22 protein-coding genes are annotated in these 26134 nt (G+C 70.4%); 12 read left to right on the forward strand and 10 right to left on the reverse strand.

All coding sequences use genetic code 11. From position 1 onward, the window contains the following. Positions 1-5 precede the first annotated feature (5 nt). A complete protein-coding gene (locus ACFFR3_RS01005) occupies positions 6-1043 on the reverse strand; it encodes an ABC transporter substrate-binding protein (RefSeq protein WP_379482440.1) in 1038 nt (345 codons plus the stop codon). A 118-nt stretch (positions 1044-1161) separates the two neighbouring features. After that, the gene (locus tag ACFFR3_RS01010; protein ID WP_364370834.1) at positions 1162-1947 is read right to left on the reverse strand and encodes a GntR family transcriptional regulator; all 786 of its coding nucleotides are present in this window, start codon (positions 1945-1947) and stop codon (positions 1162-1164) included. Positions 1948-2265: 318 nt separating this feature from the next. On the opposite strand from ACFFR3_RS01010, the gene ACFFR3_RS01015 reads away from it, so the two are divergent. The 5 genes from ACFFR3_RS01015 (at position 2266) to ACFFR3_RS01035 (ending at position 7006) form a co-directional block, all read left to right on the forward strand. Next, positions 2266-3447: an SGNH/GDSL hydrolase family protein gene (locus tag ACFFR3_RS01015; protein WP_364370831.1), complete on the forward strand. Its 1182-nt coding sequence runs from the start codon at positions 2266-2268 to the stop codon at positions 3445-3447. Between the two features lie 93 nt (positions 3448-3540). Beyond that, a complete protein-coding gene (locus tag ACFFR3_RS01020; RefSeq protein WP_345388552.1) occupies positions 3541-4293 on the forward strand; it encodes a class I SAM-dependent methyltransferase in 753 nt (250 codons plus the stop codon). A gap of 51 nt (positions 4294-4344) precedes the next feature. Beyond that, on the forward strand, positions 4345-5772 hold the full coding sequence (gene rox, locus ACFFR3_RS01025) for a rifampin monooxygenase (RefSeq protein ID WP_345388554.1): 1428 nt from the start codon (positions 4345-4347) through the stop codon (positions 5770-5772). Positions 5773-5969: 197 nt separating this feature from the next. Further along, positions 5970-6650 (forward strand): hypothetical protein, encoded by a 681-nt coding sequence (locus ACFFR3_RS01030; RefSeq protein ID WP_345388556.1) that lies wholly within the window; start codon positions 5970-5972, stop codon positions 6648-6650. Further along, complete coding sequence (locus ACFFR3_RS01035) at positions 6542-7006, forward strand: MFS transporter (protein WP_379482441.1); 465 nt, start codon at positions 6542-6544, stop codon at positions 7004-7006. Before ACFFR3_RS01030 ends, ACFFR3_RS01035 begins: the two co-directional genes overlap by 109 nt. 47 nt (positions 7007-7053) lie before the next feature. Here ACFFR3_RS01035 and ACFFR3_RS01040 read toward each other — a convergent pair whose 3' ends face one another. From ACFFR3_RS01040 to ACFFR3_RS01055, 4 genes are all read right to left on the reverse strand, one after another. Next, a complete protein-coding gene (locus tag ACFFR3_RS01040) occupies positions 7054-8709 on the reverse strand; it encodes an OmpL47-type beta-barrel domain-containing protein (protein WP_379482442.1) in 1656 nt (551 codons plus the stop codon). A gap of 68 nt (positions 8710-8777) precedes the next feature. After that, on the reverse strand, positions 8778-12716 hold the full coding sequence (locus ACFFR3_RS01045) for a ThuA domain-containing protein (RefSeq protein WP_379482443.1): 3939 nt from the start codon (positions 12714-12716) through the stop codon (positions 8778-8780). A 105-nt stretch (positions 12717-12821) separates the two neighbouring features. Then, on the reverse strand, positions 12822-13796 hold the full coding sequence (locus tag ACFFR3_RS01050) for a multicopper oxidase domain-containing protein (protein WP_379482444.1): 975 nt from the start codon (positions 13794-13796) through the stop codon (positions 12822-12824). 704 nt (positions 13797-14500) lie between these two features. Next, positions 14501-14728 (reverse strand): hypothetical protein, encoded by a 228-nt coding sequence (locus ACFFR3_RS01055; RefSeq protein ID WP_345388570.1) that lies wholly within the window; start codon positions 14726-14728, stop codon positions 14501-14503. Positions 14729-14750: 22 nt separating this feature from the next. Between ACFFR3_RS01055 and ACFFR3_RS01060 the strand changes: the two genes are divergently transcribed. Together ACFFR3_RS01060 and ACFFR3_RS01065 are read left to right on the forward strand one after the other, a co-directional pair. Beyond that, positions 14751-15299 carry a carboxylesterase family protein gene (locus ACFFR3_RS01060; RefSeq protein WP_379482445.1) on the forward strand — a complete coding sequence of 183 codons (549 nt, stop codon included), beginning with the start codon at positions 14751-14753 and terminating at the stop codon, positions 15297-15299. Positions 15300-15412: 113 nt separating this feature from the next. Continuing rightward, positions 15413-16294: a TIGR03854 family LLM class F420-dependent oxidoreductase gene (locus ACFFR3_RS01065; protein WP_379482446.1), complete on the forward strand. Its 882-nt coding sequence runs from the start codon at positions 15413-15415 to the stop codon at positions 16292-16294. 3 nt (positions 16295-16297) lie between these two features. On the opposite strand, the gene ACFFR3_RS01070 is transcribed toward ACFFR3_RS01065, so the two are convergent. The 3 genes from ACFFR3_RS01070 to ACFFR3_RS01080 all read right to left on the reverse strand — a co-directional run bounded on the left by ACFFR3_RS01070 (position 16298) and on the right by ACFFR3_RS01080 (position 19288). Further along, positions 16298-17563, reverse strand: coding sequence for an MFS transporter (locus tag ACFFR3_RS01070; RefSeq protein ID WP_379482447.1), 1266 nt, complete (start codon positions 17561-17563; stop codon positions 16298-16300). Further along, positions 17560-18771: an alpha/beta fold hydrolase gene (locus ACFFR3_RS01075; protein ID WP_379482448.1), complete on the reverse strand. Its 1212-nt coding sequence runs from the start codon at positions 18769-18771 to the stop codon at positions 17560-17562. Before ACFFR3_RS01075 ends, ACFFR3_RS01070 begins: the two co-directional genes overlap by 4 nt. 229 nt (positions 18772-19000) lie before the next feature. Further along, positions 19001-19288, reverse strand: a complete 288-nt coding sequence (locus ACFFR3_RS01080) for a DUF4287 domain-containing protein (protein ID WP_345388576.1) — start codon at positions 19286-19288, stop codon at positions 19001-19003. Between the two features lie 101 nt (positions 19289-19389). On the opposite strand from ACFFR3_RS01080, the gene ACFFR3_RS01085 reads away from it, so the two are divergent. The 5 genes from ACFFR3_RS01085 (at position 19390) to ACFFR3_RS01105 (ending at position 22402) form a co-directional block, all read left to right on the forward strand. Beyond that, a complete protein-coding gene (locus tag ACFFR3_RS01085; protein WP_364370792.1) occupies positions 19390-20037 on the forward strand; it encodes a winged helix-turn-helix transcriptional regulator in 648 nt (215 codons plus the stop codon). 100 nt (positions 20038-20137) lie between these two features. Next, on the forward strand, positions 20138-20569 hold the full coding sequence (locus ACFFR3_RS01090) for a hypothetical protein (protein WP_345388582.1): 432 nt from the start codon (positions 20138-20140) through the stop codon (positions 20567-20569). A gap of 218 nt (positions 20570-20787) precedes the next feature. Continuing rightward, positions 20788-21261 (forward strand): PASTA domain-containing protein, encoded by a 474-nt coding sequence (locus ACFFR3_RS01095; RefSeq protein WP_345388584.1) that lies wholly within the window; start codon positions 20788-20790, stop codon positions 21259-21261. Between the two features lie 120 nt (positions 21262-21381). Further along, positions 21382-21582 carry a hypothetical protein gene (locus ACFFR3_RS01100; protein WP_379482449.1) on the forward strand — a complete coding sequence of 67 codons (201 nt, stop codon included), beginning with the start codon at positions 21382-21384 and terminating at the stop codon, positions 21580-21582. A gap of 139 nt (positions 21583-21721) precedes the next feature. Further along, positions 21722-22402, forward strand: coding sequence for a DUF998 domain-containing protein (locus ACFFR3_RS01105; RefSeq protein ID WP_345388588.1), 681 nt, complete (start codon positions 21722-21724; stop codon positions 22400-22402). Positions 22403-22717: 315 nt separating this feature from the next. Here the strand turns inward: ACFFR3_RS01105 and ACFFR3_RS01110 are convergent, their stop codons facing one another. After that, positions 22718-26071: an alginate lyase family protein gene (locus tag ACFFR3_RS01110; RefSeq protein WP_379482450.1), complete on the reverse strand. Its 3354-nt coding sequence runs from the start codon at positions 26069-26071 to the stop codon at positions 22718-22720. Between the last annotated feature and the right edge of the window lie 63 nt (positions 26072-26134).

Raw genomic sequence — 26134 nt, forward strand, 5'->3', positions numbered from 1 at the left:
GGGCATCAGACCCCGTACCGCTTGGCGAACTCCTTGGACACCGCGTCGCGCATCTCACCCGCGCGTACCGGGTCGTAGTCCACCAGGTCGAGCTCGGCGAGACCCTGCGCGCCGTCGGGCAGGTCCACGTCGCTGCGCACGGGGTAGGAGTGGACGAGGTCGACGATCATCTGGGACGCCTTCCTGCCCTGCAGCCACTGGACGAACTTCTCGCCGCCCTGGGGGTTCGGCGAGCCCTGGACGAGCGCGTTGCCGGAGATGACGACGCCGGTGGGCTTGGGGTAGACGAGCTCGATGGGGAACCCGGCCCCGCGCACGTTGAGCAGGTCGTGGGCGAAGGAGACGCCGGCGGCGTACTCGCCGGTGGCGACCAGCTGCGACGGCGCTCCCCCGCTGTCGGTGTACTGGCCGATCAGCTTGTGGAACTCGTCGAGGAACTTCCACGCGCCCGCCTCGTCGCCGTGGCGGAAGATCTGCGTCGCCACGAACGTGTACCCGGTGCCGGACAGCGTCGGGTTCGGCATGACGAGCTGGCCCTTCAGGTCGGGGCGCAGCAGCTCGTCCCACGTCGTCGGGAGCGGGGCGCCGCCGGTCTCCTCCTTCCACCGGTCGGCGTTGACGCCGACGGTCATCAGGATGAGCTCGTTGGCGTGCCAGTAGCCCTCGGGGTCGACGAACCGCTTGTCGATGCCCTCGGCGGCGGGCTTGAACGACCGGATCAGCTTCTCCTTGGCGAGCGGTCCGGCGTCCCCGCTGGCCAGGCCGATCACGTCGGCCGCCGGACGGCCCGCCTCGGCCTTCAGCCGCGCCAGGAGCTCGCCGGCGCTCTGCCGCAGCACCTCGACCTCGGTGCCGGTCTCGGCCGTGAACGCCTCGGCCAGCCGCCGGGCGGGCTCTTCCGGCATCGGCGTGTACCAGGTCACCGTGCCGCCGCCGGACGCGGACGCGGCGTCGTCGCCGCCGCCGGACCCGCAGGCCGACCCGAACATGAGGAGTGCGAGAGAGAGCGCGCCTGCGGCGACTCGTAACAGGGACTTGTGCATGAGTGACCGCCTTCGGATCGATGCGCCCACAGGAAGGGGACGCAAGGTCACGATGCACGAAATGGTGTTATCTGTGACGCGAGGTGTCAATACCTCTTGTAGACCAATTGGCTGCTCGTCATCCCAGAGACGTCGCCGTGTGGGTCACTCCGCGGGGGTGTCCGAGGTCCTCCTCAGGGGTCGCCGTCAGGTCCAGCTCCGATGTGATCATGTAGCGGTCGCCGCGGAACAACGTCTGGGTGAACTCGATGGGAACGCCGTCCGACGTGCGGGTCGCGGTCCTGAAGAGGAACGCCGGAGAGTACGGCGGCGCGTCCAGCACGGCCGACTCCTCCTGGCTGAGCACCGTCGGCTCGATGGTCTGCGTGCCGGCCGCCACCTTCAGGCCGTACTTCTCCGACAGCAACTGGTAGAGGGACTTCTCCTCCAGCTCGTCGGCGGGCAGGCCGGGCACCAGAGCGTCGGGCAGCGTCGTGGTGGCGAGCGCGATCGGGTCGCCGTCGGCCAGCCGCAGCCGGCGGATCGTCACGATCGTGTCGGACGGCGCGATCTGCAGCCGCCAGCTCATGCGCACGCCCGCGTCGGAGCGCTCCACGCCGACGACGCGGGTGGAGGGCGTGATGCCCCGCCTGCGCAGCCCCATGGAGAACGACGACGCCGTCGGCGACTGCGTGATCGTGGGCCGCGCGACGTAGGTGCCGCTGCCCTGCTTGCGGATGAGGTGGCCGTCCCTGACCAGGTCGTCGACGGCGCGCCGCACCGTGAGCCTGGAGACGCCGCAGTCCTCTTCGAGCACCCGCTCGGGCGGAATCGGATCTCCCACGTTGAGGTCTTCGAGCAGGCTCATGATCCGCTCGCGGACCATGTTGTGCTTGCGCCCGCGACGAGCGTCCGCGTCGCTCACGTCCACCCCCTCCTGCCCTCTATGGCCTCTTTATGGCGACACCCGCACTTCCCCCGCATTTTACGTCACGGCCACGGATTGGTATTGACGACTTGTATACCAACTCTTACAGTCACCGAAGAATCATGACCTTCCGGTGAACCAGGGCGGGGCGTGCTGACGCCACCGCCACTCCTCCGTCCCATGGCTGGCCGCGACCGTCAGGCCGGGTCCGATCATCGTCGCATCAGGGCCGACGCATGACCACCCTGCCCCGACCCGCGCCTCCCCCCGACCGGCCTCAGCCCTGAGCAGCATCGTTCCGACAAGGGAGCACCGATGGGCAACCACATGGTCAATCGACGTCATCTCTTCGGGCTCGCGGGCGCCGGCGGCGCCGCCCTCGCGATCCCCGGCCTGTTACCGACGCCGGCGAACGCCGCCGTCCCGCACCCGCCCGCCGCGTGGCCCACCGAGTTCGTCGAGGTGACGCCCAGCGTCGAGGGCGACATCGCCTGGTACGACGTCTCGCACTGGGGCGTCGAGGGCAAGGGCTGGTCCGACACGGCGGCCTACTACGACCGGCTGCCGGCCAAGGCGGAAGGCGTCGTGACCCCCGAGGTCTGGGTGCGCAGCCGCAACTCCTCGGGGCTCCTGACCCGGTTCGTCACCGACTCGACCATCTTCCGGGCCCGCTACCGGCTCAGCCTGGCCACCGTCGCGATGTACCACATGCCCGCCATCGGCCACAGCGGCGTCGACCTGTACGCGCGCACCCCGGAAGGCCAGGACGCCTGGCTCGCCAACACGCACCCGGCGGCGCAGAACGTCGACCAGCAGATGGGCATCGCGGTCGATCCGGGCGAGCGCCTCTACACCGCGTACCTGCCGCTCTACAACAGCCCGCAGCGGCTGGAGATCGGCGTCCAGGCCGGCGCCAAGTTCCTCGGGGTCGCGCCGCGCACCACCCCGCCCGCCGTCTTCTACGGCAGCTCGATCATGCAGGGCGGCGTCGCGTCCAGGCCCGGCATGTCCATCACCGCGCTCCTGGGCCGCCGCTTCGACGTCCCCACCATCAACCTCGGCTTCTCCGGCAACGCGCGCATGGAGCCCGAGATCGCCCAGCTCCTCACCGAGCTCGACGCGTCCGTCTACGTGGTCGACAGCTCCCCCAACATGAACCCGCAGCAGATCTCCGAGCGCGCAGAACCCTTCATCCGCATCCTGCGCGCCGCCCGCCCCGACACGCCCATCGTGATGGTCGAGGACCGCCGGTACGGCGACGGCCAGTTCGTCGAGTTCCGCCGCACCCGCAACGCCCAGAACGCGGCCGCCCTGCGCACGGCCTACGAGAACCTGCGCGCCTCCGGCGTCAGAGGTCTGTCCTACCTCTCGGCCGACAAGCTCCCCGGGCCTGAGGAGCTGGTGGACGGCTCGCACCCGAGCGACCTCGGCATGGCGACGTACGCGAAGGCGTACGAGAAGGTGCTGCGCCCGATCCTGCGGAGACACGACCACTGACCTGCCGGATCTCCGAGCACGGCCGACGCCGTCACCGGCGTCGGCCGTCATTTCGGTGGACATCACCGGCGCCTCGTTGGCACCGTGGCCGGCATGCGACAGGAAGACATCTGGGACGCCGAGACCGCGCAGCGCTACGACACGCCGGGCACCGGCATGTTCGCCCCCGAGGTCCTGGGGCCAGCGGTGGACCGCCTCGCCGGCCTCGCCGGGGACGGGCGGGCGCTCGAGTTCGCCATCGGAACCGGCCGGGTGGCCGTGCCGCTCGCCGAGCGCGGGGTGCCGGTCACCGGCATCGAGCTGTCACCCGCCATGATCGCCCAACTGCGTGCCAAGGCGGACGAGGCGACGATCCCGGTGGTCGTCGGTGACATGGCGACGGCCACGGCCCCGGGGAAGTACACGCTCGTCTACCTCATCTACAACACCATCTCGAACCTGCTCACGCAGGCCGAACAGGTCGCGTGCTTCCGCAACGCCGCCCGGCATCTCAGCCCCGGCGGCCGGTTCGTGATCGAGCTGTGGGTACCCGAGCTGCGCGAGCTGCCCCCGGGGCGGCAGGCCACGGTCCGGCACTCCGAGCCCGGCTACATCGGCTTGTACACCTACGACGTGCTGCGCCAGCACGTCGTCTCACACCACTTCAGGTTCTCCGAGGGCAGGCAGGCCGAATTGTTCCGCAGCCCGCACCGCTACATCTGGCCGGCCGAACTCGACCTCATGGCTCAGCTGGCCGGAATGGAGCTGGAGACCCGGCACGCGGACTGGGCGGGAGCCGAGTTCACCGCCGAGTCACGCTCGCACGTGTCGGTCTATCGCGTCCCCCCTGCCGCTTCCAAGCTATAGCGCGACCCGGGGCTTGCGGCAAGACCCCGGGCACGGCCCAGACTGGAGCGCATGTTCGACGTGATCATCGCAGGTGGCGGGCCGACCGGTCTGATGCTGGCGGCCGAGCTGCGGCTGCACGGCGTACGGGTGCTGGTGCTGGAGAAGGAGACCGAGCCGGCCCCGTACGCCAAGGCGCAGGGCCTGCACGTACGCAGCATCGAGATCATGGACCAGCGCGGCCTGCTGGAACGCTTCCTCGACCACGGCCGCCGGCACCCGCTGCGCGTCTCACTCGGCGGGGCGGACCGGCCCGCGCCCGCCGATCTGGACACCGCGCACGGCTACCTGCTCGCCATCCCGCAGATCGTCACCGAACGCCTGCTGGCCGAGCACGCCGCGGGGCTGGGCGCCGAGATCCGGCGCGGCGCCCAGCTGACCGACCTCGACCAGGACGACGACGGCGTGACCGCCGAGCTGAGCGACGGCACGCGCCTGCGCGCCCGCTACCTCGCGGGCTGCGACGGCGGCCGCAGCACCGTGCGCAAGCTGCTCGGCATCGGCTTCCCCGGCGAGCCGAGCAGGATGGACACGCTGCTCGGCGAGATGGAGGCGGACGAGGACCCGTCGGCGATCGCCGCCGCCGTCGCGCGGATCCGTCAGACACAGCCGCGCTTCGGCCTGGCGCCGCTGGGCGGCGGGGCGTACCGGGTGGTCGTGCCCGCGCTGGACGTGGCCGAGGACCGCGCCGTGCCGCCGGCGCTTGAGGACTTCCGGCAGGCGCTCAAGGCGGTCGCGGGCACGGACTTCGGCGTACGGGCCCCACGCTGGCTGTCCCGCTTCGGCGACGCCACCCGCCTGGCCGACCGCTACCGCGCGGGCCGGGTGCTGCTGGCCGGGGACGCGGCCCACGTCCATCCGCCGGCCGGTGGGCAGGGGCTGAACCTCGGCATCCAGGACGCCTTCAACCTCGGCTGGAAGCTGGCCGCCGAGGTCGCGGGCTGGGCGCCGGACGGGCTGCTGGACACCTACGAGGCCGAACGCCGCCCGGTGGCCGCCGGCGTGCTGGACGAAACGCGTGTCCGCATGCACCTGATGTCCGCCGAGCCAGGCCCCAGGGCGGTGGGACGGCTGCTGGGGCGGCTCCTGCGGTTCGACGAGGTGAGCACGTACCTCGCCGAGCAGCTCACCGCCATCGGCGTCCGCTACGACTTCGGCCCCGGCTCCGGCCTGGTGGGACGCCGCCTGCGCGACATCGACCTGGGCGACGGCCGCCTCTACCCGCGCATGCGCTCCGGCCGCGCCCTGCTCCTCGACGGCACCGGCCGCCTCTCGGCCGAGGGCTGGACGGACCGCGTGGACCACGTCGCGGCCCGCACCGCCGGCCTGCCCGCCCCCGCCCTCCTCCTCCGCCCGGACGGCCACGTGGCCTGGACCGGCGACACCCAGTCAGAGCTGACCACCGAACTGTCCCGCTGGTTCGGTACCGTCACTCCCTGACCTGACCGGAGGAGAAGACGTGGGCCTGACGACGCCGCCGCCCCCGTACGACGTGGCGGAGATCTTCCCCGAGCTGACCGGCCCCCCAGCGGCCTCATGATCGGCGACGCATATCTCGTCGTCTGCCTGGAGTGCCCGATCGGCCCATCGGCAGCGCCGCCCAGTGGCCGTGATGGACCATGGTCATAATGAGCAGCGTGACTGATCACGCGCTTCTGGCGGAGCTGCACGCGTCACTCGATCAGCGGCGGCGTCCCGAGGACATCGCCGAGCTCGTCCTGCGCGCGGAACCGGGCCTGACCGATCGGGAGCGCGAGCTGCTGGAGCGGGCGGCGGAGCACTCCGGCGCGCGGCGCGGGTACGCGACCTCGATGAGCGAGGACTTCGCCCGGCCCGTGGGCGGGGCGCGGCAGGTGGCGGCGACGGCGCGGTTGTTCGAGGTGCCCGAGGAGGCGTCCACGGTGGACGGCGACCGGCCGGACGCGCTCATGGGGTTCGCCGCACGCGTGGGAGACGAGGTCGGCTGGCTCACCGGGCACGGCGACTTCCTCGACGACCGCCTGGACCGGGCCGAACGCGCGGCGGCCGGCATCGAGGTGTCGAAACGGCAGTACAACCGGCGCTTCCGGGCGCTGCGCCGGCTGGAGGCCAAGGCCGGCACGCTCCGCCGCGAGCAGGACAAGAGACGTCTGACGCTGCTCGGCCGGTCCGGGTTCGCGCCGTGTTCGCCGCGATGGACAGCGTCTGGTTCGCCGTCCTCGTCCTGTACGTGCCCGCGGTCCTCGGCCTCCCGGCCTGGGGTTACGGCCTGCTGCTCGGCGTCGGCGCGATCGGCGGCCTCGCGGGAGGCGCCCTGGCGGCCCGCGTCACGCGCCTGATCAGCCCGGCGGGGGCGCTGGCCGCGTGTCTCGGCTCCGCCGCGATCGGGCAGCTGATGATCGGCCTCACCTCTTCCCCCGTCGTGGTGGCCGGGGGCCTGATCGTCACAAGCGGCGCGTTCGGCGTCTGGGCGGTCGTGGCCCGCACCACGCGCCAGCGACTCACCCCGGCCGACATGCTCGGCCGGGTGAGCAGCGCCGCGATGACCGCGGTGATGAGCGCCTCCCCGCTGGGCGCCCTCCTCGGCGGCCTGGTCGCGGCGGAGTGGGGCTTGAGAGCTCCGATCCTCGTGGGCGTCCCCGTCCTGACGGTGGCCGCCGCCGTCTGCTTCCTCACGATGCGCGAGCGCGGCTGAGCCGCGCTTCCGTCCGGCCCCGGGACCCCGGGGCCGGAGCTCGAAAACTACTCGGCGGCGGGTTCGACGATCATGAAGGGGGCGGTGCCGACCACCATGTTCCCCGCCTTGTCGGTGGCCCGGTACGACAGGACGTGCGCGCCGGGCTGGTCGACCTTCAGCGGCTTCGTGTAGACCGCGAACGGCTGGCCGTCCAGCGAGTACTCCACCTTGTCCAGCCCTGACCCGACGTCGCTCGCCGTCAGCGTCACCGTCGCCGAGCCCACGTAGTTCCAGGCCCAGTCCTGGGTGCCGGTGAGCGCGGCCGCCACCTGCGGCAGCGTGGTGTCGTCCTCGGGAGAGACCACGGTGAACCGCAGCGTCGCCACCGGCGAGGTGTTGCCGGCCCGGTCGGTGGCCCGGTACGCGAAGGTGTGCGCGCCGGACTCGGTGACCGACACCGGGGACGGATATTCGGCGTAGGGCTCACCGTCGAGCGAGTACTCCAGCGTGGCGACCCCCGACTCGGTGTCGCTCACCGAGAGCATCACGGTCGCCGAGCCGACGTAGTTGCCCGCCGAGTCCTGCTGGCCCGAGAGCTGCGCGGAGACCTGCGGCGGGGTGGTGTCCCCGCCCTGCGAGGCCGCCACGGTGAACGTCACCGAGCCCACCTCCGAGGTGTTGCCCGCCTTGTCGGTGGCACGGTACGACACGGTGTGGTCGCCGGGCTGGTCCACCGACAGCGGTTCGGTGTACGCCGCGAACGGCTGGCCGTCCAGCGAGTACTCCACGGTGTCCACGCCGGACCCGGCGTCGCTCGCCGTGAGCGTCACCGTCGCCGCGCCCACGTACTGGCCTTCCTCGTTCCTGTCGCCGGTCACCTCCCCGGTGACCTCGGGCGGCGTGGTGTCGTCGCCCTGCGGAGCCGCCACGGTGAACGTCACCGAGCCCACCTCCGACGTGTTGCCCGCCTTGTCGGTGGCGCGGAAGGTCACCGTGTGCTCGCCGGGCTGGTCGACCGAGACCGGGGCGGTGTAGGCGGCGAACTCGCCGCCGTCGAGCGCGTACTCGACGCTGTCCACGCCGGACTCGGTGTCGCTTGCCGAGATCGTGACCGTCGCCGCGCCGACGTAGGCGCCTTCCTCGTTCTGGTCGCCCGCCACCTGCGCGGCGACCTGCGGCGCGGTCGTGTCCTCGCCCCCGCCGTCGGTGACGACGAACTCGCCGACCATCTGGCCGTGTCCGGGGATCACGCAGGAGTAGCGGTACTTGCCGGGGGTGAGGTTCACCTGGGCGACGTGCCGGCCGCCGTCGGCGTCAAAGGGGCTGGCGATGATGTTGAGGTTGACGTCGTGGTTGTAGCCGGGGGTCGAGACGTCGAAGGTCAGCGTGTGCGTCATGCCGGTCGTGTTGCCGGTTGCCGTGCTGTTCTCGAAGACGATGGTGGCGGGGCCCGCCGTCGCCGACTCCGGCGCCGTCTTGTACGCGGTCATGCTGTCGTCGGCGGTCCAGGTCAGCACCTGCTCCGCGGCCTTCACGGAGACGGCCTGCACAGAGACGGCCTGCACGGAGACGGCCTGCACGGAGACGGCCTGCGGACGAGGCTGGACCTCGGCCTGGACGGAGGTGAGGAAGAGCGCGGGAAGCGCCACGGCGAGCAGCACCACCGCGAGCCGCGGCGCCGTCACCGCTGCCCGCACTCGACGTAAGAGGGAGACATGCATGGGTCGATGCACCTTTCCGAGCTGGTGGGGGGTGCCGGGCGCAGGGGGGACGGCGCCCGGCACCCGGCCTAGAGTTCGCGCACGCGGATGTTGCGGAAGTCGATCACGTCGCTGTCGCCGTGGTTCTGCAGCCCGATGAACCCGCTGATGAACTGGCGCAGGTCCGTGGGCGGGTCACCGGCGCGCGACGACGCCTTCCCCGGCGTGTTGTCGAACTCGCTGATCACCGTGCCGTTGCGGATGATCGTGTAGTGCTGGCCGACCACCCTGACCTCGTAGTCGTTCCACTGGCCCTTCGGGGTCACCCCGGCCCGGCTCAGGCTGTTGGACGAGAAGTTGTAGACCGAGCCGGTCTTCTGCGGCTCGCCCGTGTCGCCGTCGTAGATCTGGATCTCGTGGCCGCAGAAGATCGCGACCCACGCGGGTGACGTGCGCGCCGAGCCGACCGTGCCGCAGCTTCCCGCGGGACGCTGCTCCAGCGGGGTCCTCAGGTCGGGGAACCGGACGAAGACGCCGCTGTTGGCGCGGGTCGTGCCGGGCGAGCTGTCACGGAACTGCAGCCGGACCGAGAAGTCCGCGTACGCCTTGTCCGCGTACCACAGCATGCCCAGGCCGCCCGAGCTGCGGATCGTGCCGTCCGGCTGGAGGGTGAACCGCCCGGACGGCGCCTGGCTCCAGCCCAGCAGCGACGACGCCGTGCCGTCGAAGATGGGCTCGTACCCGCTCACCTTGCCGACCTCCGACTGGCGGCCGGCCTTGCGCAGGGCGTCCGCCTCCTGGGCGGTGACGACGCCGTCCGCCAGGAGCTGGTCCACGACGGCCTGCACGTGCTTGACGAACTGGTTGTGGTTCTTCCACTGGCGCTCGTCGTCGATCAGGTCGTTGATCGTGCAGCCGCCCGCGACGACCTTGTTGCGCACGCCGGTGAGCGTGTCGAGGAACTGCACCGTCGGCCTGGCGTCGGGCGCGCCGCAGCCGACCGTGACGACGATCTTCCCGGTGGACTGCTCGCCGTCGGCGTAGGTGACCTTCAGCGTCGCCTGGTAGACGCCGAAGCCGGGGTAGGTGTGCGTCGGGGCGGCCTGCGTGGACGGCTCGCTGCCGTCGCCGAAGTTCCACTCCCACGCCACGCCGCCGGCCTGGGCGCTGGAGAACGTCATCGTCCTGGGGTCGGCGTTCTGCCGGGCCGGGCGCACCACGGCCGCGCTCGGGTCCGGCGTCGCGGGGCCGCCCTTGTAGGTGATGCGGATCAGCTTCTGGTTCGGGTGCAGGCTGAAGAAGCCGTTGCCGTAGTCGAGCATGTAGAGCGCGCCGTCGGGGCCGAACTTCGCGTCCATCCACGACTGGAGCTGGTTCGCGCCGGTGCCGCCCGGGATGATGTGCCGCAGGTCCTCGGCGAACGCCGGCCGGCCCGCGTCCTTCGCGGTCTTCGGGTCCACGGTCACGGCGATGCGGTTGTTGCTGTTGCCCTCGTCGCCGATGAACCACTTGCCGTCCCAGTACTCCGGCCACGCGACCCCGCTGGCGGTGTCGACCAGGGAGCGGTGATAGGTCGGGCCGGACATGACCGCCTGGTTGCCGCCCTTGAGGTACGGCATGGTGAAGGTCTCCTCGCCCTGCTGGTACGACGGGAGCCCGCTGCCGTCCTGCCGCTCGGGGTAGACGGGGCCGCCGCCCTGCGGCGAGTACCAGATCATGTTCTTGCGCGCCGGCGGGATGTCCACCAGGCCGGTGTTGCGGGGCGAGGTGTTCTTGAGGTCGTCGCAGTCGTACCAGTCGGCCGGCTGTGTGGCGTCGCTGTTGCTGCGGTCGCGGTAGGGCTGCTTGTCGCCCATGCAGTACGGCCAGCCCTGGTTTCCGGCGGAGGTGAGCACGGTCGCGGTCTCGTACTTCGCCGGGCCCCACGTCTCGCTCGGGCCGAAGGCGTCGGGGCCGACCCAGCCGGCGGTGATCCAGTCGTTCACCTTGTCCCACTGGAGCCGCGCGATGTTGCGCACGCCCATCACCCAGATCTCGGGGCGGGTCTTGCCGCCGCCCTCCTCCTCGCCGGTGAACAGGTTGCCCTCGGGGATCGTGTAGGTGCCGTCGGGCTCGGGGTGGATGCGCAGGATCTTGCCGTTGAGGTCGTTGGTGTTCCCCGAGGTACGCCGGGCGTCCTGGAACGAGGTGCCCTTGTAGTCCTGGGTCCAGTTGTTGCCGGAGTAGCCGCTGGACCCGCCGGAGGAGTTGCTGTCACCGGTGCCGATGTAGAGGTTGCCGTCGTCGTCGAAGGCCATGCCGCCGCCCGCGTGGCAGCAGCTGTGGATCTGGGTGTCCCACGCCAGCAGGTCCTTGCGGCTGTCCAGGTCGATCGTCTGGGTCCGCGACTCGTAGTTGAATCGGGAGACCGTGCGCTTGCCGATGCGCCGGTCGCGGTCGATCGAGGCGTGCGGCATCCAGTAGACGTAGATGTAGCCGTTCTCCGCGAAGTCCGGGTCGAGCGTGATTCCGACCAGGCCCTCCTCGTTCTTGACCAGCTCGTCGCCGCTGCCGCGGTTGCCCATGACGGGCAGCGTGGCGAGCAGCTTGACCTGCTTGGTGCGCGGGTCCCACTGGTGGATGGTGCCGCAGCCGAGGCCCACCTTCGGGTCGTTCCAGTCGGGGACCGGGCCGGTGGCGCAGGCCGCCTTGCCGATGAAGAAGACCTTGCCGTTCGGCGCGACGGTCAGGCCGTGCGGCTCGCCGATCTGGTCCATCTGGCCCTGCGCGTTCTGCCCGGTCAGCCGCTCCACGGCGTAGTTGGAGGCGATGGTCGCCTGGCAGTCGCCCCTGACGATGCCGGCCGCCCACCGGATGGCGCCGGTGAGGTGGGTGCGGAAGTGCTTGTCGGCGTAGCTGTCCGCGGTGCCGCCCATGCCGGTGTAGAAGGACCGGCCGCCGTCGTAGTCACGGCACCAGGAGACCGGGTGGAACGCGCCGTTGCCGTCCATCTTCGGGTTGTACGTCCACTCCTCGACCTGCGCGATCGTGTGGACCTTGCCCACCGGGTTCGGGCTCCAGCTCAGCCACTTGTCGGTCCGCGACAGCGTGAGCGGCAGCCCCTCGTTCGCCGGGTGCCGCCGGTCGACGACGTCCACGGTGGCCTTCTGCGCCTTCGGCTCGGGCGGAGGCGCGGCGTCGGGCCCGTACAGCCGCAGCTCGGCGAGCTGGATGAGCGGTTCTCCGCTGTTCGCGGTGATGTCGAGCCGGTAGTACTGGTACGCCGTGTCGTTCTCGAACTCGTAGTCCTTGGTCTGGAACCGCTGGGGGAAGGTCTCCCCGCTGCGCTTGTCGAGATCCGTCCAGGTCGTCCCGTCCTGCGAGCCCTTGAGCGTCCAGTCCTTCGGGTCCCGGCCCGCGAAGTCGTTGGCCGAGGTCAGCGCGTAGTGCGCGATCGCGACCGGCTCCTCCAGCTTGCCCTGCACCCACGCGGTCGGCGTCCTGGCCAGCCACTTGGTGTCGTTGTCGCCGTCGAACACCTTGTCCTTGGTCTCGTTCGGCGGGTTCTCGCCGCTCGCCGCGCTCTCCGTCACCTTCTCGGCGATGGGCAGGGCGCCGACGGGGCGGGTGCCGATCAGCTCGGTGAACCAGGCCGAGTCCACCTGCGCCTTGGCGGCGTCGCGGATGCCGACGAACCCGCCGCCGTTCCTGATGAACGTCTGGAAGGCGGCGAGCTGCGCCTCGTCCAGGGTCACGCCGTTGGCGGACAGGAACACCACGCCGCGGTAGCGGGCCAGGTTGTCGGCGGTGAAGACCGCGGGATCCTGGGCCTCCTCGACGGTGAACCCGTTCTTCTTGCTCAGTTCCCTGATCGCGGTCACGGCCGTCCGCACCGGGTCGTCCTGCTGCGCGGCCAGGCCGCTGAAGACCAGCACGCGGACGGCGGCCTTCTTGGCGTCCGGGGCGGCGGGGGCCTGGGCCAGGGCCGGCGTGACGGCCGGTGGCGCCAGGCCGAGCACCAGGACGGCGATCGACAGCGTTGTCAACACGCGCCGCCAGAAAGATGATCGGGACGGTAAACGGTCTGTTCGACCCATCGTCGCTCCTCGGGATCGAGAGTGGCTCGGGATCTGTCGCGGATGTCGAGGGTTCTTCTAGTGGCCTGTGTGACCGTCGCCGGGCTGACCTGGCACGTTCCCGTTCTCGTCGGTCACCTTGAAGATGCCGGCCATCCCCATGTCGGAGTGGCTCTGGACGTGGCAGTGGTACATCCACGCCCCAGGCCCGACCCGCTCGCCCGCGATCAGCTGGAAGCCGAACGACTCGGCGGGCCCGCAGATCTTGGTGTCGATGATCCGGCTCGGGTCGTCGGCGCTCTCCAGCATGCCGGTGCGGTTGTCGGCCCAGCGGTGCCCGTGGATGTGGAAGGTGTGGTAGAACTCGCCGTGCGTGATCACGATCCACTCCACCCGCTCGCCGGCCTTGGCCACGAACTCGGGGGCGTCGTGCGCGGGGCGGTTGTTGATCATCATGTCGTTGAACACGACGGTGAACGTCTTGTCCGGCCTGACGTCCTTCTTCCGCCGGACCACCAGCGGGCCGTAGAGCCCCTGCCGGATGCCGACCGTGCCGTGCGGGGTGCCCACCACGTGGTCGTGGTAGTGCCAGTAGCCGGCGCTGCCCGGCTCGATGCCGGCGCCGCCCCCGCGCCTGCCCTGCGCGTGGGTACGCCAGATGTAGGTACGCCGGCCGCCGGGCTCGACGACGCCGTCGTTCAGCCGGGTGCCGTCGCTGGCCACGTCGTAGTCCACGCCGTGGACGTGCAGGCTGGCCGCGACGTCGAGGGTGTTGACCATCTCGATCTCCAGCGTGTCGCCTTCGACCATCTCGATGAGCGGCCCGGGGATCGTCGCCTTGCCGGGCTCCAGGCCGTAGCCGAGCTGGCCGTCCGGCAGCCGCTCGGCGTACAGGGTGATGCGGCGGACCGCGCCCGCGGCCGGGCCGGCCTGGGACGACGCGGCGGTGGGTTGCGTGGTGACCAGGGGTGCGAGGGCGGCGGCCGCCGCCGAGGTGGTGAAGGCACGCCGGGAGAGCAGGTTTTCGGCCATGCCGCTACGTACTTCGGTCATGGTTCCCCAATCGGTGACGCTTGCGAGGGTTTTGTGCGGTGCTCGGGGCGGGGGTAGTTAGACCGATCTTCGATCGAAGTACGCGCCATTTCCGGCGAAATGTCAAGAAGTAACACCGAAAGCGTCAGAACTTCAGCTCATATCCGGCTAAGGACGGGCAGGTCATCGGCGTTAGGCCGACGCTCACTCCCTGTGTCCGTCGTACGAGCGAGCGACTCGTCCGACAAGTGGCCGGATGCGGCCATTTGGGGCGGGTGTGACGCAGCGTACCGGCTGATGGCGACTGCTTCGATCACACCAGTGCCGAAACTGGTGACTGGACAACGAGTGAGCACGGGTGTTATCAATGGGCCCGAAGCGATCACTTTATGCAGGCTTTATACCGGCCCCTTCCCCGGCGCAATGTCCTGAGCTTGGAGTGGTGATGGTGATCAGTATGCGTTCGCGCGTAAGCATTCACGACCTGCGCATTCCGGGTTCTGATGATCGCGCTGTGTGATCGTTCAGAGGCGTGCGAGGGTGCGGCCGGCTCCGGAGCGTCAGGCGGCGGCCGGGTCGGGCGGCATCCATGGGCTGCCGAGGAGTGCGTCGCGTAGGACAGCATCGGTGGCGTCGTAGTTCTGGTAGCGGTCGTGAAGATCACATCACCCATGGCCCGATCCATCGACATAACGGACAATCACCCAACCACTCGAACCGCTACATCACTCCGTGAGATTCGCGATCTTCGCCAACGCGCGAAGCCCTTCCAGGACTTCGGCCGAGGTGGGCGCGTTCGCCGGATCACTGAGGCTCTGGATCATCACACCCGCCATCAGTGCCGTCTGGATCATGCCGAGCGTGCGGGCGGAATGGCGGGAGACGGTCTCCTCCGGCACGCTCTGCAGGATGGCGGCCATGCCGCGCCAGCCTTCGGCGACGCCGTCGGCCACCCGAGCTCCCAGGTCGGGGCCCATGCCCGCCAAGGACTACAAGCCCGCGGTCAGGCAGGCCTACGGCATGCAGGTTGATGCCGTGCTGAAGCGCTACCCGCTGAAGGCCCCCGCGGGACAGACGCTCGCGGCAGTGAAAACCGACTCGATCTGGTCCGCACCGACTCTCGACACCGCCCGCGCGCTGTCCCGCTGGACCTCCACGCGCATGTTCGAGTTCGCCGAGCAGAAGACCCCTTGGTACGCGGGCTATCCCAAGCCCAGCTTCCCGGCCGCCGCCCAGCACATGGCCGAACTCCCGTACCTGTTCGACCTGGCCCTGTTCGACAAGCTGTCGCCCCGACAGGCCGATCTCAGTGACCGCCTGATTGCGGCCTGGACCCGCTTCGCCGCCACTGGTGACCCCAACGGCGGTGGCGAGCGAGTCTGGCCTCGCCTGCACGACGACCGTGGCCAGGCCGGCTGGCACGTGCAGTCCCTGACGTCCGGGCCCTGGAGGCGCGCCGACTTCGTCAAGGACCACCACTACCGCTTCTGGAGTGTCGGCGACACCCGATCGCACCGGGCCTGAACGCTTACGTTCGCGCGTCTTGTGGGTGATCACCGGGCCGGCCCTCAGGCGGCCGTAGGGGAGTCACGCGACGTCACCGCCGGCGACGTCACCGGGGCCGCGATAATGGGCCGATGAAGGTACGCATCGGGATCGCGCCGCCGCCGGGAGACACCCCTCACCACCTCGCCGGGCTGGCGGAGCGAGCCGAGGCCCTCGGGATCGACTCGCTGTGGCTGTCGGAGCTGGTCCAAGGGCCGGCCGTAGAGCCGCTGGTCGGCATGGCGTACACGCTGGCCGCCACCCGCAAGCTCAAGGTCGGCACGGGTGTGATGATCCTGCCGGGCCGCCACCCGCTGCGGGTGGCCAAGCAACTGGCGTCCCTGGCCGCGCTCGCCCCCAAGCGCGTGCTGCCGGCCTTCGGCCTGACCCCGGCCAGACCCGCCGACCGGGAGGCGTTCCCCGTCCCCGGGCCGCGCGGCGCGGTGTTCGACGAGTCGCTCGAACTGCTGAGGCTCCTCCTGAGCCAGGAGAAGGCGACCTTTTACGGCGAGTACTTCACCGTGCAGGACGTCGGCATCGGCCCCCTCCCACCGAAACCGCTCGACATCTGGGTCGGCGGCAGCGGCGAGCGCGCCCTGCGCCGCGCCGGCCGGCTCGCCGACGGCTGGCTCGCCAGCTTCCTCACTCCTGACCAGGCCGCCGCGGGCCGTACGGCGATCGCCGCGCATGCGGCCGAGGCCGGCCGCGAGATCGAAGCCGACCACTACGGCACCAGCCTCGCGGTCGCCACCACCGAGATCCCCGCCACCGCGCTCGACGCCATCGCCAGACGCAACCCCGGCGCCGACCCCGCCGAGATCGTCCCGGTCGGCTGGCCCGCCGCCCGAACGATGATCGAACGCTTCGTCGAGGCCGGCATCACCAAGTTCGTCGTCCGCCCCGCCACCCCCGTGCCCTCGGCCGAACGCTGGCTCGACGACTTCGCCACCCACCTCATGCCCCTGCAGACCTGAGCGTCAGGACGCCCTGGCCGGGTCCTCTCCGGGGGCCGCCGCTTCGGGTGCCACCCGCCTCCACGCGCTGCGGGCCACCCCGAACGCCGCCCACCCGGCCAGGGCGAACAGCCCGGCCAGCACCAGCCACCCCGGGCTCCCCCACCCCACGACGAACGTCGTCATGAGCAGCGGCCCCAGCGCCTGCGCGCTCGCCGTGCCCGCCGCCATCGCCCCCTGGTACTCACCCTGGGCGTCCTCGGGCATGAGCCCCACCGAGACCCCCCACGAGCCCGCGACGTAGAGCAGCTCGCCGATGATGTGGATCGCGCCCGCGACGAACAGCAGCACCATGGTCAGAACGCCCGACGTCCCCGCCGTCGTCGCGAAGACCGCGCAGGCCAGGGCGAAGAGGAGCCCGGATCTGACGCTGGCGCGCCCCGCTCCGGGCACTGTCTCCACCGACCGGGAGAACCTGACCTGGAGCAGCGCGATCGCGGCGGTGTTGGCCACGAGGATCGCCCCCGACGTCCAGCGCGGCGCGTCGGTGTGCTCGGCCACCCACAAAGGGATGCCGACCGAGAGCATGGACCAGTTGACGGTCAGGACGCCGAACAACCCCGCCAGGGTGAGGTAGCGGTGATCCCTGAGCACCCGGCCGGAGCCACGCCGCCCGCGCCGCCCGCGGCCGCCCTCCGCCCTGGGCAGCCGGCCGACGAGCAGCGCCGCGAGCAGATACGCCAGAGCCGTGCCGACCAGCATGGCGGTGTAGACGGGCCGCGAGTCCACCTGGATCACGAGGGCGCCGGCCCCGGCTCCTGCGGCCATGCCGACCTGACTGACGACGCGGTACTTCGCGAGCGCCGCGATGCGCTCCCCGCCCGGCGCCAGCGCGGTGATCAGCGCCGTCCTGACGCCGACGCTGCTCTCCCCGGCCACCGCGGCCACGCAGCCCACCACGATGAACGACCAGAAGCCGGTCACCCCCAGATAGAGCAGGAACGCCACGGCGCTGATCAGGTAGAGGACGAGCAGGCTACGACTGAGCCCGAACCGGTCGGCGACCATGCCGACGGGCGTGGTGGAGCCGATGCCGACGACGCCCGCGACGAGCGCGCCGACGCCCACCTGGGCCGGGGATAACCCGATCGAGCGGGTGTAGAACAGGACGAAGGACGCCAGCCAGACGCCGCGGCCCGTGTTCGTCAGGAGGGCGATGGCCAGCAGCCGCCCCAGCGGCCCGGAGAACAGCCCGCCCAGCAGCTCCCGCGGCCGCGTCCAGATGCTCACGAGCCGCAACCTGCCCACGAAGGCACCCCCCATGCCCGGGATCTCCGCGCCAGGAGGCCGTTCACGACGTCGTCCGGCCGGCGAAGACAGACCGGCTTGGGCTGACCGGCGATCGCGGCGTACAGGTGACGCGGGAGCGCGAGCCGCCGCCGCAGCCGCTGGACGGCCAGGAAGGCCGCCGCGTGCCCGGCGCCGCGCAGGTCGGCCGCCCCCGCGAACGGGCGCAGCGCGCGGATCTCCGCGAACATCCAGCGGTACATCATCGCGCCGGTGAACAGCATCGGATCGGCGTCGGCGGCGAAGCGAGGATGCCGGGCGAGCTCCTCCTCCGCGGCCCAGCCGGTGGGCCGGCCGGGGGGCACCGTAGATGTACTCCTGCAGCGCGACAGCGGGCCCTCGACGAACCCGGTCGCCGTCATCACCGCGTACCGGAAGGAATCGCTCAGATCATCGCCGTGCCAGGCGTCCTCGAGCAGCCAGTGCAGCCGTTCGAGGCCGTCGCCGCTGCCCAGCATCTTGCCCGGGCTGCGGAACCGGGCGACGCCGAGCCGGTCTCCGTCGGGCAGCCGCACGTCGTGCGCGGCCAGGTGGTCGGCGATCCTGCGCACCCGATCGACGTCCTCGGGGTAGCGCCGGTAGAGGGCGGCGTTCCTGGCGGCCACCCGAGGGTAGAGGCGGGCGTACACCTCGCCGGCGGTCGCCGTCAGCGGCGGCACACCGCCGGTCACCAGGCAGCCGGCGAGTCCCTCCGGCGCCATGGACAGGTACGTCATAGTGACGAACCCACCGTAACTCTGCCCCAGCGTCGTCCACGGACGGTCACCCGCGAGCCTGCGCCGGACGATCTCGGCGTCCGCCACGATGCTGTCGGCGCGCAGCCGGCCGATGTACGTGGCCAGCTCCGCGTCCGACCACCCGGCTGCCGCCCGCGCGTGCAGCGGGGTGCTGCGGCCGGTGCCCCGCTGATCCAGCAGCAGGACGCGGTGGGTGCGCAACGCCACCGTCAGCCAGGCGGGCGCCGGCGGCCGCGGTGCCTTCGAGCCGGGCCCGCCGTTCAAGAAGCACAGCCATGGCAGATCGTCGCTCTCCCTGCCCGCGGCCACGACCTCGCGGGCGAAGACCTCGATCTCGGGTGCGCCGTCGACGCCGTGGACCAGCGGAACCGGGATGACGTGGTCACGGAAGACGATGCCGGGGAGACGGGGCATACCTCAGGACCTACAGCGGAGCGCCGTCCGAGACCGCATGACGGGCTTCCCGTGCTACAACGGCCCGCACACCGAGCCGCGCCAGGACGGGGCGTTGATCATCCACCCCACGTACCGCCGGCGGGGATCGACCGGGTGACCGAGCCGCTCAGCAACTCGATCCCTTCCGTCCTGGCGATCAGAGCCTTCCTCCGGGCCTGAACGCTCCGCCGGTCCCAGCGGCAGCTCGTCAGGGGCGGTTGTTCTTGCCGTCCAGCCAGAGCGTGTCGGACTCGTCGCGGTGGGAGCCCGAGCTGCCGACGTGCTTGGCGTCGATCTTCGGCCCCTTCTTGATGACGTGCACCAACGCCATCGCGTGTCCGCGTCCGAGCCCATAGTCCTGCTTCAGCCAGTCGACGATCACTCCGGCCTTCACTGACGGGTCGTCGAAGCCGCGTTCCTTCGCCAGAGCGATGAACTCACGTGGGGTCAGCCCGGTCTTGGTCTCGATGTTGTCGAGATAGGCCTGGAACGACATGCGCTCCTCCATTCTGTACGACCTGTCACGATCTCGCGCCAGGATAGCTTGTCTTTTACAAGTACGCTTTGTCAACTGAAGCATGGGCTAGGATCTGCATCATGGCGTCTCGGGAGTACGGACAGTTCTGCGGCCTGGCCCGCGCGATGGAGATGGTCGGCGAACGGTGGAGCGTGCTGATCATCCGCAACCTGCTCATCGGGCCCCAGCGCTTCACCGACCTGCACAAGGGCCTTCCTGCCATCCCGACCAACATCCTTTCGACCCGCCTCAAACAGCTGGAAGAGGCGGGCCTGGCCACCCGCCGCGCGCTGCCGCACCCCGAGCGCGCCGTGGTCTACGAGCTCACCGACTACGGACGCGACCTCGAGCCCGCGCTGGTGGCGCTGGGCCGCTGGGGCGCGCGGACACTCACCGAGCCCCGCCCGGGCGAGCTCATCACCGCCGAATCGGTCGCCATGTCCTTCCACACCACCTACCGACCGGAAGCAGCCGGAAAAATCACCGCCGGCTACGAGATCCGCATGAGGGACATCACGCTCCGCCTGCAGATCACCCATGGAGAGCTCACCGTCGGCATCGGCCCCCACCCCTCCCCCGACCTCGTCATCGAACGCCTCACCGGCCACCCCATCCGCGAACTGATGAGCGGCAGCAAGACTCCTGACGACGTACTCCGCGAGGGCAGCGTACGTACAGAAGGCGACCCCGCACTGCTCGACCGATTCGCCGAGATGTTCCGCTTCTGACGGGACAGGCCCTGACCTTCAGCGCTTCAACGCGGACTCAACAGATCTTCAACGTCCCCTCGGCCATCCTTCGTTCATCGACGGACGCGAAGGAGCGAGGATGATGCGACGCTGGATGGCCGCCGGAGTGGCGGCCGGGCTGCTGATGGCCGCCGTGCCCGCCCAGGCGCAGGCCGCCGCCGCGGGTCCCGTCAACTACACGTGCGGGCCTGGCATCAACGCGCACAAGGGCATCGAAATGACCGCCACCCAACGCGGCAACGGGGCGTTCGCGGTCCTGGTCAAGTCAACGAACAGGCCGTACAAGGGCCAGAACGTCTTCTGGGTCCACGGCGGGCAGCTCCGCGAAGGCGACCGGATCTCTCTCGACTGGGGCGACGGTTACGGCCACGGCTACCACTCCTGCCACGCCAAGGCCAAGGGAGGAGGAGCCCACACCCGCGGCGTGAACCAGCCGAGCGGCCGCTGGTTCCGCGCCTGCTTGAAATCCAGCAACCGCTGGACGTGCACCAAGTGGTTCAACGTCGCCTAGCCGCCGACCGATCACCGGTGCGCTGCCCCGCAGCGCGAAGACGACCATGAAGGTCGGGCCATGTCCGATCACGATCAGGAGCTGCAGTGATGAGAATCAGCCTCCTTGCACTCGGTTTGCTGACCGTGCCCGCGCTCGGTCTGGCGGCCTGCTCTGGCGGAGCTTCCACGGGAGCGGGCGAGGCGAGCAGTGCAGGATCGCAACGTCCGTCCCCCGCGTTGCCCTCCTTCAAGGGCAAGACGCTCGACGCCGTCAGCGGCGAGCTGGGGCGCTCCTGGCCCGCCTATGCCACCGCGTACAAGGCTCTGCCCGACGGCCACCTGTTCGACGGTGAGTCCTACTCCGGCACCTGGATCGTCTGCACCCAGGTCGAGGACTCTCAGGCCAAGAAGGTAGAGCTCGGCTTCCTGCCTCCGCAGGTGCCCTGCCCGCCCGATGGCCGCGTCACCCATTGGCCCGTCGTGCCGAACTTCGTCGGCAAGGCCGGCGACGAAGCGAAGCAGGCCGCCCTGCAGCTCGGCTTCCCACTCGTCAGCAGCCGACCCATCGTGATCGAGGGATACGACGACGGTTCGCACCTCGAACGCACCGTCTGCACCCAGGACCCACCCGCCGGCCAGAGCATGCGCCTGCACTACGGGACGACGCTGACGCTGCTGGTCGCCGACAGCAAGGGGACGTGCACCCCGTAGCCGCCTTCCCGGGCTACGGTTCTCGCAAGACATATTAGAGTTGACTTATATAAGTAACACCTGGGATTGTTGGCCTCGTGCAGTCACTCGACGTGTTCGGCGACGCGGCCGGGATCCCCTGTGTCCGTACGACGCCGGCCCCGCGCCACCCGGGAGGTCGGCATTCAGATGGAGCGCTTTCGCCGGTTCTGGAGCTGGTGCCTGGACGCGCTGGGCACCGAACTCGCGGGTGCCCGGCGCGAGCACCACCACCCGCTTGACGAGCCGCCGGGCGCGAATGGCCGGCCCGACTTCAACGATGAGGAGGAGGACGACGAATGATCGACAGTGACCCGCGAAACGGCGTCTCCACAGCCGCCGCATTACCCGTGCACCACTTCGTTTCCGAGACCGGCGGGGACGGCGGCAGATGACCCCGCGCGCCACAAGTCATCTCGTTCTCGTGAGAGGAACAGGCCACATGACCGGCGACCTCACCACCCCAGCGGCCGGCAGGGCGACGCGGACACTGCTGATGTGCGGCACCCTCGCCGGCCCGCTCTACATCGTCGTGGTCCTGCTGCAGATGCTCACCAGGGACGGGTTCGACATCAGCCGGTACCCCGCCAGCATGCTGAGCAACGGTGACCAGGGCTGGATCCAGATCGCCAACTTCGCGGTCAGCGGCCTGCTGTTCGTGGCGGGAGCGGTCGGCCTGCACCGGGCGCATGACCCGGCGAGCCGGGGCGGCATCTGGGGGCCGCGGCTGGTCGGCGTCTTCGGCGCCGGGATGGTCGCCGCCGCCTTCTTCTCCGCCGATCCTGCCGACGGCTTTCCGCCTGGGACGCCCCTCGGCACGCCCACGAGCATGAGCACGCAGGGGATGGTGCACCTGCTCGTCTCCGGGGTCGCCTTCCTCGCGCTGGTCGCCGCGTGTTTCGCGTTCGGCCGGCACTTCGCGGCGACCCAACGCCGCGGCCGGGCCGCCCTGAGCAGGGCGATCGGCGTACTCTTTCTCGCGGCCTGGATCTCGATCTTCGTGATGCAGGGCTCCCGCATGGCCAATGTCGCCTTCGCCCTCGCCATCGCGCTCATCATGACGTGGACGTCGCTCCTGGCCGCATACCGGCTGACTCGGCTCCGCGCGACGGCACCCGCCTGACCATCTCTGCCATGGAGGGCCGCTCCAGTCCACGGCGAGTGCCCCGCCGGCCTCCCCCGACCCGCACCACATGACCGTCGATCGCCTGGGCGACCTGGAAACCCACCCCTGGGACGCGTGAACGGACCACCCACCGCTGAACGAGAGCCGGCCCCCAGTGCTCGGGAGGCCGGCCTCTCAGCAGTACTCCGCAGTCACCTGCGCACCGAACTCCTCGTCGGTGACGACCGCGTCCCCGTAATGATCCACCTCACCGTGCGGGTGCCCACGCTCGTCCTGAAGCGGCGAGGGCACCTGCTCGTGGCAGGGGCGGGGCTAGCGCCCCCCGCAGGACCCGGCGACGGTGATGTTCTCGAACGAGGTCTTCGTGGAGGCGTAGAGCCCGACGCCGCCGCTGCGTACAACGGTGTCGCGGCCCTTCAGGATCTCCTCGCCGTCCAACGTCATCGTGATGCGGTCGCCGTGAATCGCCGCGCCCAGTCGCACGGGACCGGTCAGCGGGTCGCTGAGATCTGCCTTGGCCACGATGACGGGGCCCGACGCGTGGGCCTCGCGGATGATGCTCGCGTACCGGTCTCCGTCGCCCGTCCTGCCGATGTGGATCCGGTACCCGTACGCGTCCGTGCTGTCCCGCAGCGAGATGCCCGCGTTACCGGCGGCGGGTCCCTCGAGCGTGAGCGTGGTCTCCACGGCGTAGTCGCACGCGTCGGAGAAGCGCTTCGGCAGGGTCGACTCGGCCAGGACGTGCGCTCGGCCGTCGGCCGGCGTGAGGCGCAGCTTGCCCGAGGCGACGGACACGGACCCGCTTATTCCTCGCCAATTGGCCTGGTCGAGTCCTTCCCTGATCACGATGTCGTCGAAGGTCGCGGCCCGCCGATGCGTGTAGGCGGCGGCACCGCCCGTCGGGAACCGCGTGTCGTCCGCGGAGATCGACGTGTCGCCGACCTTGGCGCTCAGATGCTTCCCGATCGCGGAGACGACCAGCGTGTGCGGGACGTTCGCGCCGCCCGGCAGTGCGGTCTCCGCGAGGACCTCGGTCTCCGAGTCGTCGATCTTCACGAGCTTGAGCGTCGCGCCCGACGTGGAGTTGAGCACTTCGGCCCGGTAGTAGTTGCGGGAATTCTGGTAGCGGAACGCGAGACCGGTACGGGACGTGGTCTGGCCGCGCGCTCCGGGAACGACGTCCGCGGACATGACCACGTCATCCGGCACGTCCTGCAGCGCCGCGAACGAGACGATGTCCGCGGTCGAGGTCTGTGCCAGCTGTCCGCCGCTCACCGCCCAGGTCCCCTGGACCGGCGTCCAGCCGCCGAAGGACCCGTCGAAGTCATGGACGGTGCGGTCCAGGCCGGCGTCGTCGAACTCGTCGTCGAGCACGGGCGCCGGGGCGAACTGTTCCTGCAGTGACACGGTGACGAGGTCACCCGCGCGGGTGAACGCGGTCGGGGTGCCGTTCACCGTCACCGAGGTCGCGTTCGGCGCGTGAAGGGAGAGCGTGCCGGTGAACGGATCCCCCATCGAGATCCGGGCGGTCGTGCCGCTCAGCTCCACACTGACGTCGGACACCGGTGCGGACGCGCTGATGACGGTGCTGTTCGCGTCGGTCAGCGACGTCCCTCTGGTCAGCGCGTACCTGGTGAGCCCGCCGCCCGAAGCACGTTCGAGGTACGCGGTCTCGGCGTTGGTCGTGGCGGCCCCGAACGTCCGCGACGAAGGGTTCGCCTCGCGCGACAGGTAGAAGCGCCCGGTCGCGCCCGGCATGGCGATCTCCATCGCCGTCGCCGTGGAGTGGCTCACGCCGGACATGGCGATGCGCTTCGCCGTCACCGAGGGCGCCGCGCCGGCCGGGCCGGGAACCACGACCGTGTCCAGTCCCGTCGCCCCGCTGGAGGACCAGTCGTACGACAGGAAGTCGACGTCGGTGAGCACCCGCTCGCCGACCCGTACGGCGCCATGGTTGTGGACCCTGGGGGTCACCGCGGCGCCGGACGTCGCCACCGGGATGAGCCGCACCCCGGCGACGGGCGCGGCTCCCGGCACGGTGTCGAACCCGACCGTGGCGGCCTTGGTCGTCGAGTTGACGGTCACCGGATCTCCGGGGAAGTGCCAGAGTTGCCGGTACTTGTGCGCGGCGGTGTCACCGGTGAGGGCGTCGGAGACCACCCAGAAGCCGGGCTTGACGAAGTAGACCACGCGATCGTGCTCGACCGGCCGGTAGCCCATCGCCGCACCGCGGTAGATGTCGAGGCCCGCGTTCGAGCGCCACCGCGACGTCGTGCGGGGAACGCTTTTGGCCTGTGGCTCCCCGTCGACCTCGACGGTGTTGTGCGCCTCGGTTTGACGGCGCATCCACTCGTTCGTCGGAGTCGCGCTGTAGTCCCCCACCCCGGAGTCGACGATCAGCGGACGCCCGTACGCCGCCATCACCAGGCTGAGGTCGTCCGGATGCCGGTGTGAGGCGGTGTAACTGGTGTTCTGGTTGTTGATCAGCATGTAGCGGGCGTCGGCGTCCCACCCGGAACGCTGCACCGCGAAGCTGATGGGGAACACCGTGGACGACAGTGTCGGGACGGTCCCGTGCGTCCGGCCGGAGGCGACCCAGGTGAAGTCGGACCAGGAGTTGCGGACGCCGCTCCTGCGGATGGCCGACGTACCCGCGGTGTCGTTCGGCGTGTCGCCGATCGCCGCGGGTTCGAGGTTCGGCTGACGGGTCGCGAACAGCGAGTCCGCGATCCAGTCCGCCCCCTGGACGAGCGCGTCAGGAACGGCCCGTCCGTTGCTCTGCGCGAGTGCGATGACGGAGTTGAGCATGTCCGCCACGTACGCCTGATAGTTGAACGCCGGCTCGCGGTACACCCCGTCGCCCTTCAACCACGTGCGCAGGAACCGCTCGGCCGAGCGCATCGCGAACCACTCCCAGCCGGACGCTGCCGAGAACTCGGGCAGGAACACGGCTGCCGCGTGGACGGAGCGGGCCATCGACATGTACCAGTTGTTGCCGAAATGTACTGGCAGCACCCCGACGAGGTAGTTCGTCGTGGCGTGCACGCCGGACAGGTACGCCACGAGATCGCCGGCGTCGATGCCGGGATCGGCCCTGAACACGGAGAACGTGCTGACCAGCTGGGCGAGCCGCTTGGCCGCCGACAGGTTGCGGCCCTGCGGCCAGCTCTGGTTGTCGGCGAAGAAGTCCAGCGAGATGTCCATCCACGCCTTCGCGTACGCCGCACGCTTCGCCGGGTCGCTCTCGGTCAGGTAAGCGGAGGCCAGTTTGGGCATGAACGTGAAGTCGCTCATCAACGTCTGCGCGCCGCCGGGGGCGGTCTGTGTCCCACCCCAGAGGTCCTGCCAGTCGACGTCGATCCGCTGCTCGGCGCTGTCGTAGAAATCGCGGGTCTGGGAGCCGAACCGGAAGATCCCCGCCGCGAGCTCGTCGGGGCCCGAGTCGCCACCGCCCGAGCCCGCGGCCGGAGCCGGGTACTGGACGCCGGTGCGGCCCGCGTAATAGACCTTGAGCTCGCTCGCGGCGCCCGCCTCGTCACCGGCGGCCAGTTCGGCCGCCACCGCGCCGAGCTCCGGGCGCGTCAGGTCGAGCAGCCGGCCGAGGTCCGACATGTCGGCGACGGCGGCACCGGCCGGCGACAGGAACGCCGCCACCAGAGCCAGCACGACCGCCGCACGTGCCCGGCGACGCGTGTACCGACGTAACCTGCTCCGTCTCACCACTGGTTT

Source organism: Nonomuraea salmonea, from assembly GCF_042428605.1.
Lineage (GTDB): Bacteria > Actinomycetota > Actinomycetes > Streptosporangiales > Streptosporangiaceae > Nonomuraea > Nonomuraea salmonea.